Annotated in this window: 14 protein-coding genes and 2 tRNA genes; 5 read left to right on the top strand and 11 right to left on the bottom strand. The window is 49.2% G+C overall.

What is annotated here, in order from left to right; genetic code table 11:
• Positions 1 to 352 precede the first annotated feature (352 nt).
• Both AAC022_RS22660 and AAC022_RS22665 read right to left on the bottom strand, forming a co-directional pair.
• Positions 353 to 425: transfer RNA gene (locus tag AAC022_RS22660), tRNA-Ala, on the bottom strand.
• A 93-nt stretch (positions 426 to 518) separates the two neighbouring features.
• Positions 519 to 592: transfer RNA gene (locus AAC022_RS22665), tRNA-Ile, on the bottom strand.
• Between the two features lie 243 nt (positions 593 to 835).
• Between AAC022_RS22665 and AAC022_RS22670 the strand changes: the two genes are divergently transcribed.
• Complete coding sequence (locus AAC022_RS22670; protein ID WP_339734750.1) at positions 836 to 1,219, top strand: hypothetical protein; 384 nt, start codon at positions 836 to 838, stop codon at positions 1,217 to 1,219.
• Between the two features lie 79 nt (positions 1,220 to 1,298).
• Positions 1,299 to 1,601 (top strand): hypothetical protein, encoded by a 303-nt coding sequence (locus AAC022_RS22675; RefSeq protein ID WP_339734752.1) that lies wholly within the window; start codon positions 1,299 to 1,301, stop codon positions 1,599 to 1,601.
• Positions 1,602 to 1,739: 138 nt separating this feature from the next.
• On the opposite strand, the gene AAC022_RS22680 is transcribed toward AAC022_RS22675, so the two are convergent.
• On the bottom strand, positions 1,740 to 2,684 hold the full coding sequence (locus AAC022_RS22680; protein ID WP_339734754.1) for a polysaccharide deacetylase family protein: 945 nt from the start codon (positions 2,682 to 2,684) through the stop codon (positions 1,740 to 1,742).
• 156 nt (positions 2,685 to 2,840) lie between these two features.
• Here AAC022_RS22680 and AAC022_RS22685 point away from each other — a divergent pair, with 156 nt between their 5' ends.
• Complete coding sequence (locus AAC022_RS22685) at positions 2,841 to 4,418, top strand: sialate O-acetylesterase (RefSeq protein ID WP_339734756.1); 1,578 nt, start codon at positions 2,841 to 2,843, stop codon at positions 4,416 to 4,418.
• A 630-nt stretch (positions 4,419 to 5,048) separates the two neighbouring features.
• Here AAC022_RS22685 and corA read toward each other — a convergent pair.
• The 4 genes from corA to AAC022_RS22705 form a co-directional block, all read right to left on the bottom strand.
• Positions 5,049 to 6,128, bottom strand: a complete 1,080-nt coding sequence (gene corA, locus AAC022_RS22690) for a magnesium/cobalt transporter CorA (RefSeq protein WP_339734758.1) — start codon at positions 6,126 to 6,128, stop codon at positions 5,049 to 5,051.
• A gap of 164 nt (positions 6,129 to 6,292) precedes the next feature.
• A complete protein-coding gene (locus AAC022_RS22695) occupies positions 6,293 to 7,852 on the bottom strand; it encodes a GNAT family N-acetyltransferase (protein WP_339734760.1) in 1,560 nt (519 codons plus the stop codon).
• Between the two features lie 111 nt (positions 7,853 to 7,963).
• Positions 7,964 to 8,386 (bottom strand): hypothetical protein, encoded by a 423-nt coding sequence (locus tag AAC022_RS22700; protein WP_339734762.1) that lies wholly within the window; start codon positions 8,384 to 8,386, stop codon positions 7,964 to 7,966.
• Between the two features lie 57 nt (positions 8,387 to 8,443).
• A complete protein-coding gene (locus tag AAC022_RS22705) occupies positions 8,444 to 8,893 on the bottom strand; it encodes a hypothetical protein (protein ID WP_339734764.1) in 450 nt (149 codons plus the stop codon).
• A gap of 455 nt (positions 8,894 to 9,348) precedes the next feature.
• Between AAC022_RS22705 and AAC022_RS22710 the strand changes: the two genes are divergently transcribed.
• Entirely contained in the window at positions 9,349 to 9,573 is a 225-nt protein-coding gene (locus tag AAC022_RS22710) for a hypothetical protein (protein ID WP_339734766.1), read from the top strand.
• Between the two features lie 189 nt (positions 9,574 to 9,762).
• On the opposite strand, the gene AAC022_RS22715 is transcribed toward AAC022_RS22710, so the two are convergent.
• The 4 genes from AAC022_RS22715 to AAC022_RS22730 all read right to left on the bottom strand — a co-directional run bounded on the left by AAC022_RS22715 (position 9,763) and on the right by AAC022_RS22730 (position 13,811).
• Positions 9,763 to 10,962 carry a succinylglutamate desuccinylase/aspartoacylase family protein gene (locus AAC022_RS22715; RefSeq protein ID WP_339734768.1) on the bottom strand — a complete coding sequence of 400 codons (1,200 nt, stop codon included), beginning with the start codon at positions 10,960 to 10,962 and terminating at the stop codon, positions 9,763 to 9,765.
• Between the two features lie 21 nt (positions 10,963 to 10,983).
• Entirely contained in the window at positions 10,984 to 12,219 is a 1,236-nt protein-coding gene (locus AAC022_RS22720) for a RimK family alpha-L-glutamate ligase (protein WP_339734770.1), read from the bottom strand.
• A gap of 42 nt (positions 12,220 to 12,261) precedes the next feature.
• A complete protein-coding gene (locus AAC022_RS22725; RefSeq protein WP_339734772.1) occupies positions 12,262 to 12,753 on the bottom strand; it encodes a RimK/LysX family protein in 492 nt (163 codons plus the stop codon).
• 317 nt (positions 12,754 to 13,070) lie between these two features.
• Positions 13,071 to 13,811, bottom strand: coding sequence for a PDZ domain-containing protein (locus AAC022_RS22730; RefSeq protein WP_339734774.1), 741 nt, complete (start codon positions 13,809 to 13,811; stop codon positions 13,071 to 13,073).
• A 296-nt stretch (positions 13,812 to 14,107) separates the two neighbouring features.
• Between AAC022_RS22730 and AAC022_RS22735 the strand changes: the two genes are divergently transcribed.
• The gene (locus AAC022_RS22735; protein WP_339734776.1) at positions 14,108 to 15,814 is read left to right on the top strand and encodes an arylsulfatase; all 1,707 of its coding nucleotides are present in this window, start codon (positions 14,108 to 14,110) and stop codon (positions 15,812 to 15,814) included.
• Positions 15,815 to 15,842 lie beyond the last annotated feature (28 nt).

Here is a 15,842-nt window from a genome sequence, read left to right on the forward strand (position 1 = left end):
CTAACAAAAATCAGCTGAATCAGTATCAGCAAAACTGAAACTAATTCAAACGACTTAAGTCAACTGTGAGAGCCAGCTTAACGCCGCCTCTCAGAAAGTCAACTGTCCGGGAAAACAATTTTGAAAACCTTTTCAAATCGCCCCAGACACCTTGTCACCACAAACTGTTTTGTGACAACAACTTGCTGCCAGCAAAACCTGCCAACAGCAAACAACCGGATCGGAATCCTAACTAAGCAGAAACCACCCGTCAACCCAGGGAGAACATTTCCCTGGAAGTTTCCCAGAAAGCTCGAAGACCTGATTCAACACCGTCTTACAGGCTCAGACCTTGTCACTTCCCGAAACACAATGGAGACGACCGGGATCGAACCGGCAACCTCCGCCTTGCAAGGGCGGCGCTCTCCCAGTTGAGCTACGTCCCCTAACAGATGCCAACAATACTATTGCCGACAAACCTCACTTGTGCAACCAAAAACTGGAAAACAAATGAGATGCCTCTTAGAGAGTCAAAAAAATGGGCGTACGTGGATTCGAACCACGGACCTCAGCTTTATCAGAGCTGCGCTCTAACCAACTGAGCTATACGCCCCAATAAGAGGACGCGTATTCTGTCTTCTTATGTTCTTGCTGTAAAGTCTCTTTCGACACTAGTTTTACAAAAAATTACATTTTCTTCACAGGAACCTGACACACCTGAATTGATTAAGTTCGCCACCACAAAAGCGAACTTTCAGGCAAAGCCGTCCAACACATTCTCTGTCTCAGGCGTAATATCATTCAGAGACGTTTTACGGAGTGCTGAATTCGTATTATCTATATCAGAATGCAAGCCATGATCAGCCATTTAATTAAAATCTGTTTGTCGCTCATGCTGGCGACCAGCCTGATGGCCCCTAGAACCTGGTGCTGTACCGATTCCGGGCAGACCGCCCTAACATCAACAGCTCCCCAGCACACCTGCTGTTTCCCTCAGCCAGCGCAGCAAGATCAACCTTCTGAACCTGTAGCGCCTCCTCACAATTGCTCCTGCTATGCGACAAATACCTTCGCGGACGCCGCGAAAACACCAAAAGTCGATCCCATCCAGATGTCGCTGCATCTGATCGATACACGGCAGGAATTGATTCCGCCGGGGAAGACTCAATCGGTTTATCACCAGAGTCCCCTGCCCCATTCTCGACCTTTGCACTTGATGCATTGCGTGTGGACTTGTTGATTCGCTGAAATTGCGTCGTTCAATTTCAACAATCAATTAGTTATTAGACAATACATTTATCCACACGAGGAGAAATTCCATGTTTACAAAAGTAATTACCGCGACCCTGTTATCCGTTGGTCTGGGAATGTCAGCCACAGCGAGTTCACAATCTAGCAGTCAAAATTGCTGTGATCTCAACCTGAAATGCTGCGAAGCGGGCCTGGCATGCTGCCAAACAGAAGCGAAGCCAGACTGCTGCGAGCAAAGCCAGGCATGTTGTGAACAGGCTCTGGAATGTTGTACTGCAGAGAAAGAATGCTGCGACACCCCGCGTTCCTGCTGTGAAACAGGCGATTCCTGCTGCACAGACGAAGCGGCTGAACCCAGCCAGAAGACGTAATACCTCCTGAACGGACAGATTGAATCTGTCTTATGAAACGATCCCCCGCTGGTCATTGTTACCAGCGGGGGATTCTCTATTCCCATTGAACCTGAGATTCGCCCGGGGACGCTTTACGACAAAGAAAGCCTGTAATGCTTATTCTGCTGCCGCAACTTTCGACTGTGCCATTTCGTGAAATTGCTTCCAGGTGATGACTTCGATGCCCAGGTCTTTGACCTCTTTTGCCACCAGAGGATCGGTAAACACGCGGCGATCGCCATCGCGGCGGGAAGAGCTGTTGGTAATATTCTGCAATTCCTGATTGTGAATCCCACAATGAATAATGATCTGCGTGACCCCTGGCTTGAGATTCCGCAGTGTCTCCAGATAGGTGTTTTTTCGCTTGTCATAATCAGGTTCTCCATAAAATTGAACCAGATCGTCCAGCACAGGTAAGCCATTTTTCTCCAGAACCACTTTCAGCTCTTTTCCTTTCTCAGCGATCAATCCATACTTTTTCGGGTCTAGATTCGCCACAAACAACACTGGCAGCTGATACTCAATGCCCAGATTGACATACATCTCCAGCAAATCAGGCCGACTGACCACTGCCCCCATATGTGTATCCAAGTGCGACAGAGGGACTCCGAACTTTTGAGCACGTTGAATCTGGGCACGCAACTCTTTCTCGGCATCTTTGACATTCACATGCTGCATCACCTGGCCCACATTGTCCCAGAGATAATTTTCACTATCGATCAGGCTGGGAACCTGATCCCGCGAAGCAACGGGACCCCAGCGATAATTTTTCCATTCTGAATTCAATGTCAGGTGAATTCCATAATCCAGATCGGGATTCTTCTTCGCAAAGTCGGCAAACTCTTTAAACCAGGGACAGGGAACCATAATGCTGGCCGAGGAAACAATCCCTTTTTTCATCCCTTCAATGGTCCCCAGATTCACAGAATGCGACATGCCTGCGTCATCTGCGTGAATAATCACATAGCGTTTCCCAGCCTCTTTCTTGCTTTCCGCCCGAACCGAAGGGAGCGCGAACACACAAATTACGAGAGACAGAATCAGAGAGAATGGTCGTTTCATGAATCACCGTACCAATTTAGAAGAAATGAAAAAGAAGATTTGATGCAACGATTTGAAAGGAATCGCTTGATAAATGATCCCGCTCAGTTCAAGCTATAGCAGGACACTCTGTTCGATACCCTTTCACTATTTTACTCATCCTGCAAGGAACCACAAATGAATTGTACTTCCGCGAAGCCGCTTGCAGCAATTTTGCTCATGCTGCTTACACTGAATGCCTTTACTGTAAACCAGGCTCAGGCCGAAATCAAACTTCCTGCCATCATCGGCGATAACATGGTCCTGCAACAGGGACAGAAAAACCCGCTGTGGGGCTGGGCCGAGCCGGGAGAAAAGATCACTGTTTCAGTGGACGGACAGTCTCACTCAGCCACCGCCGACGACAAAGGCAAGTGGAAAGTAAGTCTTGATCCCCTGAAAGTGGGTGGCCCTTACGAGATCACCATCAAAGGAAAAGAAGCCGTTACACTTAAAAACGTGCTTTCCGGCGAAGTCTGGATTTGCTCCGGCCAGTCAAATATGGCTTGGACCGTAGGTTCATCCAACGATGCTGACCTGGAAATCATGACCGCCAACTATCCGAAAATCCGATTGATATCGGTACCCCAGGTTGGTACACAGGAACCTCAGGACAACTTTAATGGCAAATGGGAAGCCTGTACGCCTAAGACGGTTGCCAATTTTTCCGCTGTCGGCTACTTCTTCGGACGCCAACTTTATCAGTCATTAAACGTTCCCATCGGCCTGATTGATAATGCCTGGGGCGGTTCTTCTGCAGAAGCCTGGGTGAATCGTAAGCGTCTGGAAGACGAGCCTGCTTTCAAAGAAATGATGCAACGCTGGGAACAGACGGAAAAAACATACGATCATAAGAAAGTCGTCGCAAGTTACAATAAGCGAGTAGATCTGTGGAAAGAGGCTGTTAAAAAAGCCAAAGCAGCCGGTAAACCTGCTCCGCGTCGTCCTCGTGGCCCACGAAATCCACTCACCGGTAACCACCGTCCTTCCAATATATATAATGGTGTGCTTTCTCCAACCATCGGATACGGCATCAAAGGTGTGATCTGGTACCAGGGTGAATCGAATGCCAGCCGTGCTTATCAGTACCGGAAACTGTTCCCATTCATGATTCAGAACTGGCGTGATGAATGGAATCAAGGCGATTTCCCCTTCTATTGGGTCCAGCTGGCCGACTTCCGCAGCGAAAAACCACTACCTGCAGACAGCGACTGGGCCGAGCTGCGTGAAGCACAGACGATGACCATGGACGCACTCCCCAACACGGGAGAAGCCGTGATCCTGAATCTGGGTGAAGCCGTCGATATCCATCCCAAGAATAAACAGGATGTCGCCAACCGTCTGGCCCGCTGGGCGCTCGCCAAAGATTATGGCGTGAAGATCGTCCATCAGAGCCCACGGTATAAATCGATGGAAGTCAAAGGCAACAAAGCCATCCTGACGTTCGATCATGTGGGTGGCGGACTGGATTTATTCGACGTCAACATCCCGATTGGCTTTACCATCGCCGGCGAAGACAAAAAGTTCGTGAACGCCAGTGCGAAAATCATTGGTGCGAACAAAATCGAAGTCTGGAGTGATGGGGTCGCTACACCAGCGTCCGTCCGTTACGGCTGGGCTGACAATCCGATCTGTAATGTGCAGAACAAAGAGGGTCTCCCTATGACTCCGTTCCGTACCGATGACTGGACCGGGATTACTGCCAATAATCACTAAATTCCCTTTGTGAATTTAATCAAGCTGAAAGGCCTCGGAGAACACGGTTCTCCGAGGCCTTTTTTTGATAGCCAACCATGTAACAAAAGTAAGGCCAGCCTGTGTACCTGCCCGTAGCAACCACTAAGCACGGTTGACTGTGAAGACATCATCGACTTTCGTGCGTCCCCGCTCGGCTTGTGCCCGATGGTGCTGCTACAAACGGCGTGATGACTGCCTTGGATGAACGTTTTGGTACCGTTAATCGCTTTGCACGGCCGGACGAGCCGGTCCGTGGCACACAGGAGTTTTTCAAACCACGAACAGGTCTAAAAGTTCAGCAGAAGACTTCCCGGGTAGCCCCGAATATAATTCGGGGTTGTTGAAAACAATAGGAAACAGTCAGAGTACGCGTCCGTTTAAGCAAGAGGTGTCCCACGAAAATAAAACCACGGTGGAAACCACGGTGGAAACCACGGTGGCTCTTTATTGACCTGTTACATTGCCAGTTTCCCGCTCGCTCCGCTCGGCCCGGATTTGATCCGGGCCACCCGGGGAGAGTCTTTTCGTACACGACATACATAGTTCTGATATCTCGATTCAGTGGGCGAACACATCGGTTCGTTCTACGAAACGTGGCCGTTCAAATTTTCAGAGCCACTTCTTCTTTTTGAAATAGACCAGCAAGACCGTGGGAATGGTCACGAAAACGACCCAGAGGGCAGGATAACTCCACTTCCACTTCAGTTCCGGCATATACTCAAAATTCATCCCATAAATCCCAGCGATAAATGTGAGCGGTATGAAAATCGACGCGAATACCGTCAGGATTTTCATAATCTCATTCATTTTATTACTGACACTCGAGACATAAATATCCAGCAGGCCTCCCAGCATATCCCGATAGGAATCGACCGATTCGGTGATCCGCAAGACGTGATCGAACACATCCCGATAATAGATATGAATCTTCTCGCTGATTAATCCATGATCAGAACGCAGAATCGCCGAGAGCAATTCTCTTTGTGGTGAAGTCGAACGTCTGATATCAATCAATTCCCGCTTGAGACGTTGGATTGCCATCAGCGTCTCTGATGTGGGATTGGCGAGCAGCTCTTCTTCGATGGCATCGATCCGTTCATCCATCGAATCGAGTAACACAAAATTCTGATCCACGATTGTATCTAAAAGTGCATACGTCAGGTAATCCGATCCCAGACTGCGAATGCGACCACTACTGTTTCGGATTCGCTGAATCAGAGGGACGAACAGATCGTCTTTTCGTTCTTTAAAAGTGAAGACAAAGTCATTCAGGACCAGGATACTGATCTGTTCATATTCCACTCTGAACTCACCGGAGCTGGAATCCCTGTGCTGCAGTGACAGCCCCTTGAGCACAATATACAGGTAATCGTCAAACTCTTCAAATTTCGGTCGCTGATGTGTATTGAGGATATCTTCCAGTACCAGCGGATGAATATCGAAATACTTACCAATCAGTTCGGTGATTTCGACATTTTTCAAGCCTTCCAGACAAACCCAGGTGATCGAGTCTTTTTCTCTGAATTTGAGAAGATCTTCGACTGTTTCCACGACCGGTTCTTCCAGATCGATCCGTCCGTAATCAATCACGGAAATCCGGGTTTCCTCTTCATCAAAATCACCAACATGAATCAGAGAGCCAGGTGGCATCCCCACCTTCTTGGAGACGCCTGCAAATGAGTCAATCATAAATTCTATCCGTTGCGATGTTTCTGCGGATCTGTATTTGCTAGAGACCAAACGTACGACATCTTTAAAGACTGTTATTAGAGTCAACTAATCATGATATCGCAGATTTTATGAGATCTCAGCAAGTCACGCGAGACCAACTCAGATCACACGCCGCAACTGGACTAAACCTCAAATGTTTTCCCATCCTCCTGGTAAACTACCCGATAGAGTTCCCGGCGGCGGTCATTCCAGTTTTGCACACTGCCCCCCTCGCGATGCCGGCGCAATTGTTCAAAATCCAGATCGTGAATGATGACCGTTTCCACATTCGGATTGCACTCAGCCGCCACCGCGTCGCGGGCAAACTCCACATCAGCGGGGGTAAAGATACCGGACTGGGCATAATGGATGTCGGCATTCTCAACAAAAGGCAGATTGCCGGTGCAGCCTGAAATGGCGACGTACAAGTGATTTTCGATACAACGAGCCTGTGCACAGTGCCTGACGCGCAGGTAACCGTGGCGGGTGTCGGTATTAAAGGGCACAAACACAATTTGTGCGCCCTTTTGGGCAGCGATGCGGGTCAGTTCGGGGAATTCGATGTCATAACAGATTTGAATCGCGACCCTGCCGCAATCGGTGTCGAAAACTTCCACGCGGTCGCCGGGGCTCACACCCCACCACTTCCGTTCACTGGGTGTAATATGAATTTTATACTGTTTCCCAATCGTGCCATCCCGTCCAAACAGATAGGAAATATTATAGAGCGTGTCATGCTCGACGACGAACTGAGAGCCGCCAATCACGTTGACATTATATTTGACCGCCATCTCGGTAAAGAAATCGAGGTATTGCGGCGTAAATTCCGCCAGCCTGCGGGCCGCCTGACCGGGTCGGGTGGGCTCAACACAGGAGAGAAGCTGCGTGGTGAATAACTCAGGAAACAGGATGAAATCGCATTTGTAGTCCGAGGCGGTGTCGAGAAAGAACTCGCATTGCTGTGCAAATTCATCAAAATTCTTTACTGATCTCATCTGGTATTGGACAACGCAGATACGAATTTGTTCCACCGTGTGATGAAACCGGCGTTTGGCGCCCCGCACATAATCCAGATTCGCCCATTCCAGATAGGTCGCATAACCACAGGAGGCGGTGTCGGAAGGTAAATAGTTGGGGATCAGCCCCTGTACTGAAAATCCATTGGCCAGTTGTGCCGTTAATACTTGATCGTAGAAACCCTTCTCGACCACTTTCTCGATATATTCACGCGCCGAAAGTGCTTCTGCATGTTGATGATATCCCGGAATTCGCCCGGCGATAATCATCTGTCCCAGATTCTTCTGGCGGCAGACTTCTTTCCGGGCATCATATAAACGTCGCGACAGCTTCATGCCACGAAATTCGGGATGCACCATGATTTCGATTCCGTATAGCGTATCACCCTGGGGCTTGTGATTGCGGATAAATCCGTCGTCGGCGACCGCTTTCCAGTTGTGCCATTCCAGACTGGGATCGAATTCCAGAATTAAACTCGAAGACGAAGCCGCCAGGCGCCCTTCAATTTCCACACACAATTGTCCTTCGGGAAACGTGGCCAGCTGGCTTTCAATATGCTCACGTCCCCAGGTTGGCATCCCGGGGAAACAGAGCTGCTCCATTTCGACGAGTGCGTCGAAATCGTCCATCGTTAATTGACGGACTTTGATTTTCCATTCAAACTGCGTCAGGTCAAGCGGCTCCATGCGGAATCCTTTATTTCAAACGGCCGGAGATAATATGCTGGCGTATTATTAGCACCCGCGCCCGTTTTGACTAGCCCTGTGAATTTGATTTGGAGCACAGATTCGTTTTTTTCAGCCGTCCTGCTGTTCTCCAAATAACTGCCTGGACTCGGCATCACATAACAGCATCAGGGACCAGACACACAGGATGGTCCCCAAAGGAAATGCCATCAAAGCCACTACTACTGCGCCGATGATACATGAACGATGGCTTTTCCGCCTGAGAATGGAAATCCCTGTGATAAGACAGATCAGAGGGAGCACGATGGAGCAGATCAACATCCCTACCAGCATGGATTTCATCACAGAATTAGTTTGTATCTTGCTTTCGTAGGTTGCCCCATCGGATGCAGGTACACTCAATTCTTGATCTGCATCCTCGTAAATTTGATTGGCAACGGAGATCATCAGAACCAGACTGAGTAAAGAAATTGCAGTCAGAACTAAAAAGAGTATGCCAATCAGATTGAGCTGTCTCGCCTTTTTTCCAGCCATCAGGGAGATCTCCTCAATAAAGTTCGCTTGAGGTCTCAAGCAGAGGCCCCCCAAGATTCAAGACAGGAAATCAGCATCGTTTAAATTCGTCTGTTCTTCAAACAACGGTTGGGCATTTTTGTCAAATAAAAGGATCAGAGACCAGATTCCCAGTGCCGTACCAAAGGGGATCCAGATGCAGATAACAGCAGAACCGACAATGCAGAAAGTCTTGTGAGATTTCCGGTACAGGTTGATCCCGGTCGCCAGCGTGAACCCGCCGAATAACAGCATCATGCCTCCCATTAAACCGTACATCACAAACATAGGTGTTTGCATTTTTTCAAACATCTCCCGGGGATCAGGACCCTCTCCCTGACGCGGAAAATCCATGTTTAACACCGACTGCATCATCATGTAATGGACTGGAATGAAGAGTAGCCCCAAGAGGCATAGTCCGGAGAGTGACATAAACAGCACTCCGACTACCTTCAGCTGTTTCTCAATCTTCTCTGTTTCAAGAGACATTTATACGGACCGGCTCTTATCAAGGTAACGGGTTAAACGCAATGAACAGTTGATCTTAGAAAACCAGACTGCAGAGAGCAAACCCGATACGCAACTCTGGCCCGTATTCCTGGAGTTAACTCGTCCCCTGCTCACTTGATTCCGTAACTTCCAACTTTTGACGCCGGGCAGATTCGGTGAAACGGTTCACTCATCCACTTCGTTCAGGTCCTTTTCAAGACAGACACAACTTGGCCCTCGCTCGCCGGTGATATCCGATAAAATACTTCTGCACCGACTGTCTGTGAGCCAATTTGCATCGACTTAGCCTGTCGTCTGCTTTGAATTACCGTTTTCGTGAAAGGGAAACTGAAAATGTCATCACCAAAATCGTGTCACACATGCGAATCGATTGGTCCAAGCCCAATTGGCAATTGGAAATGAATTCCTAATTCAGCGCAATGGTGCGATGCGGAATGCGACATTCAAACACCTTTGATCCCAGCCTGATCTTCCACGTAGCGTCTCTCAACGACAATGATGACAAATCGATCGCGCTTGAAAACAACTGCTCAACCGGAATGCGTTTTTCTGCAATGCTAAAAATGCTGCTGAAACCAGGGCCTTTTATAGTGCTGATTTTCACAGCGGCAGAAATCGTCACTAAAAACGTTTGTGTTTCTCGCGCGCGACGCAGGTAACACATCATCAAAAACGGCGCGCGGAAGTCAAGACCTGAAAATTTGGAACGATTCAGTGCTCACCAAAGTCACCACGCCGTCAAGAGAATTTCTGGTTGGCTTCCGAACGTTCCCTCTGATCAGAGGGAACTGGTGGATTGCCCCCCTTGGGAGGACGCAACCGAAGCCGAAGAAGTTTTTTATCAAGGCTCACTCGGCTGCAGTGGTTTTCCCCTGCTTGCCTTTACTCTGTTTGCCTTTAACCTGCTTGCCTTTAACCTGCTCGGCTTTACTGGCCGTGTTCTCTTTGTAGTTATGGTGGTGATGACTTGACTCTTCAGTCGGTTCGACGACGACGAGATTCGTTGAGAGTTCATCAACAACCTGTCCCTCAAGTCCATCTTCTTCCCGGCGCGCGCGACGGATATGCGATGGTTTGGTCCCTTTGGGCAACATTCCCAGATTACAGATCGGCTCACCGGGGCTAATGGCAGGCAGGGTTGTCATACCAATCACGACGGCATCGAAAGGAGCATAGAGCATGCTGTGTTCGCGACCGAGCAATGTCGTATTCGTAGCTATGGCCTGGTCTTTTGCAATAATGTCTCCCGGCTTGACATGGAACTTTAAAAAGCCCCCTCGTTCCGCACGCACCCAGGTCGATTTATCAACGACGACCTGATAATCGGGGCTTTGTGGTTCGCCATCCAACATTTTCAGATCGCGCAGCACATTTCTGACTCCGCGTGCCGCTGATTCTACAATGCCCGGTTCGACCTTCCAGACCTCTCCCCCTTCCATGATGATCGTAGGGCAGCCACTCGTACAAGCTTCACGCCGAAATGCGCCGACTGGGCCTTTCCCATTCATAATGACTTCCGAACCGAATGCCTCAGCGAGCCGACGGACTTCAGGACTCGTCATATCACCTCGAACGTTCGGGTAGTTTGTTCGACGTACCGATGCAGTATGCAGGTCAATGCCGTAGTCACTGCGCGAGACGATTTCATCAAAAATGATTCGCGCCATGCGACCAGCGAGACTCCCAGTGGCTGACCCGGGAAACGAGCGGTTTAAGTCGCGACGGTCGGGAAGATAGCGAGAGTGCCGATCAAAGGCGAGAAGATTCAGAACCGGTACCAAGATGACCGAGCCTCTCAGCAGTTGAAAGCTCTCGTCCTGAATCAATTCACGAATCGCCCCGGTACCATTGATCTCATCGCCATGCAGGGCAGCAGTGACGAAAACGACGGGGCCTTCTTCCTTTGCACGGCGAATATGAATCGGTATCTTCACCGTCATGCTGCTATAGCTCTCGCTCACAGCCAGTTTGACATCACGTGACTCACCAGCTGGAATCGAATCTCCATTCCATTGATCAATCGGCTTTCGTTTGCGTGGTTTTGTCATAGTTGCATTAGCTTTTTCCAGTTATGCCTGGTCGGCTGGTGTATGTCCTGATTCTGTGAGAACTTCTTCGGCAACGGGTAATTCGGGAAGATCCTGAACCTGTGGACGCCGATTGCGGCGTGTTTTCGCCGGGATCAGATCACGCATTAATTCAAGCTTGCCGAAACACAACAGTCGGTCATTGGCTTCCAGTTGACGATCAGAGCGTGGGTTGGGGATCACGGTTGTCCCACGGTATAAAGTCAGTACGTTAATATCTTTATCCCGCAGTCCGGACTGATTGATTTCTTTGCCAACATAATCTGAGCCCTCAGGGATGTAAATTTCCGTGACGCCGTAACCTCGACTGACCGTTAACCGCTGACGAAGATCAATCTCCGGGAAATCCACCTGAGCGGCGATGTAATCAACAATGGCACCGGCAATATCGAGCTGCGTACATTTTTCGATTCCTTCCAGCCCGGGTGACGAATTGACTTCCATAATTTGAGGTCCGTCTTTGGCCTCAAGCATATCGACCCCTGCTACGCGCAGTCCCATAATTTGAGCGGCTCTCACGGCTGTTTTGCAATAGGTTTCATCAAGCACAACCGGCTCCGTCAGACCACCTCGATGGACATTGCTGCGGAACTCCTGCCCTTGTGCGACGCGACGCATGGCAGCAACTACTCGATCTCCGACCACAAACGCCCGGATATCCCGGCCTTTACTTTCGGCTACGAATTTCTGGATTAAAACGTTCTGCTTCTGGCTTTGCAGCATCTCGATAATTGCTTCGGCCGACTTCACCGATTCTGCGAGCAGCACGCCGATGCCTTGTGTTCCTTCCAGCAGCTTGATCACAACTGGAGCGCCCCCCACACGTTCGATGGCTGGCAGAACATCCTTTTTATCGCGAACAAAAGTCGTTTGTGGAATACCAATCTGGTGTCGGCTAAAGATCTGCAGACTACGGAGTTTGTCTCGTGAGTTGGAAATTCCGGCGGAGGAATTCGCACAGAAAATATCCATCTGCTCGAACTGTCGTACCACTGCCGTACCAAAGTAAGTCACCGACGCACCAATACGTGGCAGTACGCCATCATAATCAGAGAGCGACTTTTGCAGGTAGAAAAGATCTGGCTCGGCTTGTTTCAGGTCGATCGCAAATTTAAGGGTATTCAGAACTTTCACCTTGAAGCCACGTTGCTCAGCAGCTTCGTATAATCTCCGCGTGCTATAACATTTCGGACTGCAAGAGAGGATTGCCAGTTTCATAAAATTCCTTGCCGTGCCGACTCAATCGGCGTTAAACAGAGGTTACTTTCGCCTTGACCGCTTTACTCTTAGTGGTTTACCACCGTAATAAGACACTCCTGCATCGACAAAGAACCGTTGTCGGAATGCTTCACGGCCCAGTAACATTCTGAAGCCCATTTCGTCGCGATTGGCGAGCGTCAATTCAACTTCCCAAACGATGCCAAGCAGTTCAACATTGGTGATAATCACCGGCCTCATGTTGGCCTTACCGCTGGAACTGCGAACAGACCGATACTCGAATATTCTCGCCTCTGTCTCAATGATCTCATGCGTTTTTCGCTGCACAGGGTGAACCTTGAACCGAATCCACTCTTCAGCGTCGCGCTCGAACTTATGCAAATCATAGGCATGCAGGGACGACGAGCGCGCCCCTGTGTCGACTTTCGCCTTGATCGTACTTATCCCTAAATCCGGGAGCTTCACCCATTCACGCCAGCCGATAACAGATAACTCGGCTTTTCGTCTATGGACACTCTGTGGTGTTCTCGTCACGTTTACTGCGAGGCCTCCTTAGTTGCGATTCAAGCATGATTTTACCTAGATTCAGTTTTTTTCGCTAGTTCTGTCGATCTTCATTTTTTATTCTGTCGCTTAATTCAGTAGACTTTCACACGCGCCCAAAAAGTCCACCGGATTGCCAAAGCTTGCTCCGATACCATTTGTTGACCGCGTTTTCTGCTTCTAGATCACTTGATCGGATTGTCTTTCTCAAACTCGATTTAAGACCCTATAACGTACATACAAAAAAACAGGCTATGCCCCAAAGAGAACATAGCCTGTTGAATTTTTTGCTTGTGGCTGAATCGTTTTCAGTTATTCAAACTCGATCCGAAATCCATTGGGGTGGACGGATCCAGCTTGGGAGCGTACTCATAGGGAGCCGCATATTGATACTTCAATGGTGCTTTGGGATTGATGAGATATTCATCATCGTTTCCAAAATTAGAAGCTGATGGATAGTGAGGTGTAAACGACCTTGAGGGATTTCCCCCAGCCGGTGCATTGATCCGTTCAGACCAACCTAGTTTGACATCAACAGTACTCACAGCTCCTTGCTCACCCACTTGAATGACAGACAGTTTCACATCCTGACCTGGGTGCGCTTTGGCAAGTAGTGCATTTAGCTGACGCACCGAAGCCAGACGATGTTTTCCAAACGACAAGATGATATCATATTTCATCAACCCGGCTTTCTCCGCTGGAGAGCCCGGTGCCACATGCATGATGACAACACCGTATCCTGGATTACCATTAATGTCTGTTCCGACTCCGGTCCACATATCGGGGGCCCCATTCGTCAAATGAGCCGCCAAAGGACCGGACGCATCGGTTGCAACGACGCCTAATGTTGCCTTGTAATACTTTGAATAATGCTGATTCAATCGCGTTTTATGAGCTTCACTCATCAAGGCGGCATACTTCTGACGGGCCGTTGAAGTTGCTTTATTGTTGACAGTACCTTCTTGAGCCTGTGATTCATAATTCACGACCAAAAAGAGTGTGAGAAGACAAAGCAAGCCCTTGCTCGATATAGACTTCTGCAATTTCATCTTAGTAACCCTTTATCTCAAAATATGTACGAGACACATGATATTTTGTGTGCTGAGCTTCTCGATTTTAAGGGCAATTCAACAATCGCCACACTCAACGTATTCATCTTAATCCTAGCTCACATATATACCTTGTCAAATTTGGTAACTCAAATATGATGATTAATTGCAACATGGTCACCCCTAAGAAACGGGACCCAACGCGTCTGCAATAAGCGGATCACGAAATCGCGTTCCTATTCTGGATCAGCAATTCCTGAACTCGTAAGCTGCTTAGCAAAAGATAGTTCTCTTTAGTGCTTCAAAAGAAAGACGAAACCACGATGCATCACCCTGCCCAATTCCACTTCCGTAGATCGCTCATGGTCGCAGCGACTGGCATCCTGACTCTCGCATGCTGGCAGGAATCTTCCACGAGCGCAGAACAGCAACCCCCGCGCCCCAACATCCTGCTGATCGTTGCCGACGATTTAGGCTACAGTGATCTGGGATGCTTCGGCGGTGAAATTGAAACGCCGCAACTCGATTCACTGGCTGCCAAGGGAGTGCGCTTAACACAATTCTATAACACGGGTCGCTGCTGCCCTTCCCGTGGTTCGATCATGACCGGGCAATATCCCCATCGAATCGGTCTCGGGCATATGACGCGAAACCTCAATCAACGAGGATACCAGGGACACATTGCCGATGAAGCAATCACCGTCGCTCAGATCCTGCAACAGGGCGGCTACCGAACCTTTCTCTCAGGGAAATGGCATCTGGGTACAGAAGACCCGACCAAGCTGGGTTTCGAAGAATTTTACGGAACACTGGTCAGTGCAAAAACGTTTTGGGATGTCGATCATTTCACGCGACTGCCTGCCTCTCGGTCGACGCACACTTATCCTAAAGGAGAATTTTATGGCACGGATGCAGTCACCGATTATGCGATCGACTTCCTGCGCATGGGCAGGCGAACTCCCGATCAGCCCTGGTTCTTGTATCTGGCTTATAATGCGCCCCACTTCCCTTTGCATGCTCCTAAAGAGGATATTCTGAAATACGCAGACCGCTATCATGTAGGCTGGGATCAAATCCGAAAACAGAGACTGGCCCGTATGAAACAATTAAATATTGTCTCGCCGGAAACAAAGCTTTCTCCCCGCTCCCGCTACTGGGACTGGGGTGAATCAGAGGCACGTGTGAACCCGGCCTGGGATTCGTTACCCACCGACCGCCGAGGAGATCTGGCTCGACGCATGGCCATTTTTGCCGCGATGGTAGATCGTATGGACCAGAATATCGGCCGTGTCCTCACCAGCCTGCGTCAAAACAACGAATTGGAAAACACGCTGATTATTTTCACTTCGGATAACGGTGCCTGTGCCGAGTGGGACCCGCATGGCTTTGATATCAAATCCAGCCGTAACAATACATTGTATTGGGGAGATCAGCTCGACAAGATGGGAGGCTCGAACACACATCACAGCGTGGGTTCAGGTTGGGCCAATGCATCGAATACGCCTTGGAGACTTTATAAACACTACAATCACGAAGGCGGCATTGCTTCGCCGGGGATTCTCCACTGGCCCGGTCAAGTGCCACAAACAGGCACAATTGTCTCGACCCCCGCGCACATTATTGATCTCGTTCCCACCCTGCTGGAGGCTTCAAAAGTAAGCTATCCCACAAAATGGGACGACCAGCCAACGCTGCCACTACCCGGAAAAAGTCTGATCCCTCTGATCAAAGGAAAACCACAGAAACCACGCACGCTCTATTTTGAGCACCAGGGAAACCGAGCCATTCGAGAAGGACGCTGGAAACTTTCCGCGCTCCGTGGAGCGCCCTGGGAACTTTACGATCTCTCTATAGACCGCACTGAGCTGAATAACCTGGCTCAACAGCGTCCTGATCTCGTTACGCAACTGGCTCTAAAGTGGAATGTCTGGGCGAACGAAAACTTTGTGCTTCCTTTCCCGAAAGATTACCGCATTGATTATCTGGCGCCAGTCAAAGAATAAATGGGATTACTGAACTCGTCTAAACCAA

Origin of the sequence: uncultured Gimesia sp., from assembly GCF_963976445.1 — a bacterium.
GTDB lineage: Bacteria > Planctomycetota > Planctomycetia > Planctomycetales > Planctomycetaceae > Gimesia.

Bases quoted from the DNA above. Each gene is read 5' to 3' on its own strand.
- AAC022_RS22670 (WP_339734750.1), top strand. From the start codon at position 836: ATGATCAGCCATTTAATTAAAATCTGTTTGTCGCTCATGCTGGCGACC.
- AAC022_RS22675 (WP_339734752.1), top strand. From the start codon at position 1,299: ATGTTTACAAAAGTAATTACCGCGACCCTGTTATCCGTTGGTCTGGGA.
- AAC022_RS22680 (WP_339734754.1), bottom strand. From the start codon at position 2,684: ATGAAACGACCATTCTCTCTGATTCTGTCTCTCGTAATTTGTGTGTTC.
- AAC022_RS22685 (WP_339734756.1), top strand. From the start codon at position 2,841: ATGAATTGTACTTCCGCGAAGCCGCTTGCAGCAATTTTGCTCATGCTG.
- corA (WP_339734758.1), bottom strand. From the start codon at position 6,128: ATGATTGACTCATTTGCAGGCGTCTCCAAGAAGGTGGGGATGCCACCT.
- AAC022_RS22695 (WP_339734760.1), bottom strand. From the start codon at position 7,852: ATGGAGCCGCTTGACCTGACGCAGTTTGAATGGAAAATCAAAGTCCGT.
- AAC022_RS22700 (WP_339734762.1), bottom strand. From the start codon at position 8,386: ATGGCTGGAAAAAAGGCGAGACAGCTCAATCTGATTGGCATACTCTTT.
- AAC022_RS22705 (WP_339734764.1), bottom strand. From the start codon at position 8,893: ATGTCTCTTGAAACAGAGAAGATTGAGAAACAGCTGAAGGTAGTCGGA.
- AAC022_RS22710 (WP_339734766.1), top strand. From the start codon at position 9,349: ATGCGACATTCAAACACCTTTGATCCCAGCCTGATCTTCCACGTAGCG.
- AAC022_RS22715 (WP_339734768.1), bottom strand. From the start codon at position 10,962: ATGACAAAACCACGCAAACGAAAGCCGATTGATCAATGGAATGGAGAT.
- AAC022_RS22720 (WP_339734770.1), bottom strand. From the start codon at position 12,219: ATGAAACTGGCAATCCTCTCTTGCAGTCCGAAATGTTATAGCACGCGG.
- AAC022_RS22730 (WP_339734774.1), bottom strand. From the start codon at position 13,811: ATGAAATTGCAGAAGTCTATATCGAGCAAGGGCTTGCTTTGTCTTCTC.